The 3464-nt window shown below is 70.4% G+C and carries 1 protein-coding gene; it reads left to right on the top strand.

What is annotated here, in order from left to right; genetic code table 11:
• The first annotated feature begins 261 nt into the window (after positions 1-261).
• Positions 262-2970, top strand: coding sequence for an FxSxx-COOH system tetratricopeptide repeat protein (gene fxsT / locus AC08ON_RS17230; protein WP_476617350.1), 2709 nt, complete (start codon positions 262-264; stop codon positions 2968-2970).
• Positions 2971-3464 lie beyond the last annotated feature (494 nt).

Genomic DNA, 3464 nt, shown 5'->3' with positions numbered 1-3464 from the left:
GGGTCGCCACCCGGGCAGCCGATGTCGAGGCCATCCGCCATCGCCAGGTCGTCCTCACCGCCCACCGCCCACCGCCCACCGAACCACTGGCGCACGAGAAGTGGGCGGGCCTCTCGGGTGTCAGCCCGTTCGGCTGTCCGGTACGCGTCTGGGTTGTGACGATCCGTGGCTACTGTGGCAGGCTGTGCGGCTATGGGCACGAAGGTCCCGGCGTCAGGCGGCGGCGCGGTGCAGGGTGCGGCGAGGTCGCCATCGTCGGGGGTGGATTTCTTCGTCTCCTACACCGGGGCCGATCAGGGATGGGCGGAGTGGATCGCCTGGGTGTTGGAGGACGCCGGCTACCGGGTGCGGATCCAGACCTGGGACTTCAACGCGGGTAGTCATTTCGTCACCGAGATGCATCAGGCGGCACAGGTCGCGGCCCGCACGATCGCGGTGCTGTCGACGGCCTACCTGTCCTCGGCGTTCGCAGAGGCGGAGTGGCAGGCCGCCTGGACCGCCGACCCGTCCGGGCGGGCGCGCAAGCTGCTGGTGTTCCGAGTGGAGGAATGTGATCGGCCGGGGCTGCTGGGTCAGCTGGTCAGCGTGGACCTGTTCGGCCTCGACCGGGATATCGCGGCCGGGCGGCTGGTGGCCGCGGCACGTGGGGAGCGGAGTAAGCCGGCGGTGGAGCCGGTCTTTCCCGGCGGGCCCGCCCAACCGATGGTCGCCGCGACGGGGATGGAGCCGATGTTCCCCGGGCGGCTGCCCGATGTGTGGAACGTGCCGAGTCGCAACCGGCATTTCACCGGCCGCCAGTCCCAGCTCGACCAGATCCGCACCGAGCTGGGGTCGGGGCCGGTGGCGGTGACCGCCCTGCACGGCATGGGCGGGGTGGGCAAGACCCAGTTGGCCGTCGAGTACGCCCATCGGCATGCCGCCGAGTACACATTGGTCTGGTGGATCGACGCGGAACAGACCCTCCTGGTCGGCGAGAAGTTCGCCGCGCTCGCGGGCCCGCTGGGTCTGTCGACCGATGGAGCGGTATCCGACATCGCGGCCATCGTGCTCGCAGCCCTGGGCCGTCGGGTGGGGTGGCTGGTGGTGTTCGACAACGCCGAGGATCCCGTCGCCTTGCGGGACTGGCTGCCAAGCGGACCGGGCCATGTGCTGATCACGTCCCGGAATCCGGGCTGGAAGGCACTCGCCGCCGCGGTCGACGTGGACGTGTTTGAACGGGCTGAGGCGGTGGCTTTCCTGACCCGCCGTCTTCCCGGCCTGAACGCGGCGGTAGCCGACGCGCTGGCTGCCGAGTTGGGTGACCTGCCTCTGGCGTTGGCGCAGGCCGCCGGCTACCTCACCACGACCCGGACGGATCCGGCCAGTTACCTTGCGAAGTTCCGTACCCGGCGTACGACGCTGCTGGGCAAAGGGGGCGATCCCCTCTATGCCGGCACCATCGCCACCGCTTGGTCCATGGCCCTGGAACGGCTGCAGGCCGACGCCCCGGCCACCGTGCAGCTGCTGACGCTGTGCGCGCTGCTGGCTCCCGAACCGATCCCGTTGGCCCTGTTCAATGACCATCCCGATCTTCTCGACGGCCCGTTGGCGCAGGCGTGCGCCGGTACCCATCCCCGGCTCGACCTCGACGATGTGGTCGGTGACGCGCTGGCCTACTCCCTGGCCCGCCGGCGCGGGGACACGATTCAGCTGCACCGCCTCGTCGGGGCAGTCATCGCCGGTCAGCTGCCCGAGGAACGTCGCGACGTCCTGCGCGGCGTGGTGGTGGCCCTGGTGGAGGCCGCACTGCCGGATGAACCCCACCGGTCCGGGACGTGGCCTGTCTACGCCATGCTGGTCCCCCACGCACGTACCGTGTTCCGTCCGGACCGTCCCGGCGTCCTGAAACTGCTCGAGTATCTCGACGCCAGTGGTGACTACCGGACGGCGAAGATCGTGCAGGAGGACGTCCACAACGACACCGTGACACGGCTGGGCGCCGAGCATCCCGCGGCTCTGCGTACGCGTGCCGCCGTCGCCAACTGGACCGGGGAGGCGGGGGATCCGGGGGGCGCGCGCGACATGCTCGCGGCGTTGCTGCCCGTCTGCAACCGGGCCCTGGGCGCCGACGACCGGCAGACCCTGCTGGTCGCGGCCCGTCTCGCGGACTGGACCGGGCAGGCCGGCGACTGGCCCGGCGCGCGCGACCTGTGCCTGTCCATCCTGCCCAGGTGGCGACGCGTCGCGGGTGAGGATGATCCGGAAACCCTGTATGTCTGGGCGAATCTCGGGTTCTGGACCGGGCAGGCCGGCGACGTGGCGGGCGCGTGCGCTCACTACGCCGCGTTTCTGCCGATCAGGGAACGGGTGCTGGGATCGGAACACCCGGATGTTCTCGAATCCCGTGACCAGTACGCCCGTTGGATCGGGGAGGCCGGGGATCCCGCGGCCGCGCGCGACCTGTGCTCGGCGCTGCTCACCGTCCATGAGCGGGTGTCCGGCGCGGAGCATCACGGCACACTGTGGGTCCGCACCAACCTCGCCTGGTGGACCGGCAAGGCGGGTGACCCGGCAGCCGCCCGCGACCAGTACGCACAGTTACTGCCGATCCGTGAGCGGGTCTCGGGTCCCGAGCATCCCGCAACCTTGGTCGCCCGGGGTAACTTCGCCTACTGGGTGGGTCAGGCGGGGGACCCCGCGATGGCCCGTGACCAGTACGCCGCCCTGCTCCTGATCCACCGGCGGGTCCTCGGCCCCGACCATCCGGACACGTTGCTCGACCAGCGCAACCTCGCCCACTGGACCGGGGAGGCGGGGGATCCCGCGGGTGCCCGAGACCAGTTCGCCGCGGTACTGGCGCTGTTCGAACGGGCGTTGGGACCCGAGCACCGCGAGACCGTGGCCACCCGCACCGAGCTCGCCGTCTGGACGGCCGCCGCACCCGACTGGGCTGCCGCGCCACCCGGATCCGCGACCGCCGGAAGGCCGTAGCCAAGCCCGACGGTCAGGGCTGTCGCGGCCACAAGCGCAGCCGAACGGGACCATGTGAGACGAGATTTCACTCCGCGCCATCCTCGATTCCGCGTTGTCGGTCCGACGCCGTATCGAACCGCGAAAAGACCACGCTCGGCGGGGTCGACGGCATACGGCTGGACGTAGATCGTGAAAGTCTCCTGAATCATCAGAGTGACAGGGCGCCGACCTTGCCTACATCCCGCCGGAGTGCGGTGCAGCGGCCAGCCGTCAGGGGATTTCCATTCACAGGTCGGTGAACACGAGCCGTCTCGAATTTGAACCACGAGTCGATGGAAGCAATCAGGCTGTGGCCCGCCGGCCGCGAATCGCTAGGCCGGCCGGGTGGCACGTCCCGGTCCACGGCGTTGGGCGGCCTGAGCGCGACGCGGGTCGCCTCGGCCAGCGGGAGCTATCTGCCGCGGAGCGGATCGGTTCTCAGCCAGGGCTGCGCGAAGGTCGCGTGGTGTGAC

The sequence above is a fragment of the Frankia sp. CoWAU3 genome (assembly GCF_977971855.1).
This window is presented reverse-complemented; position numbering and strand designations above follow the sequence as displayed.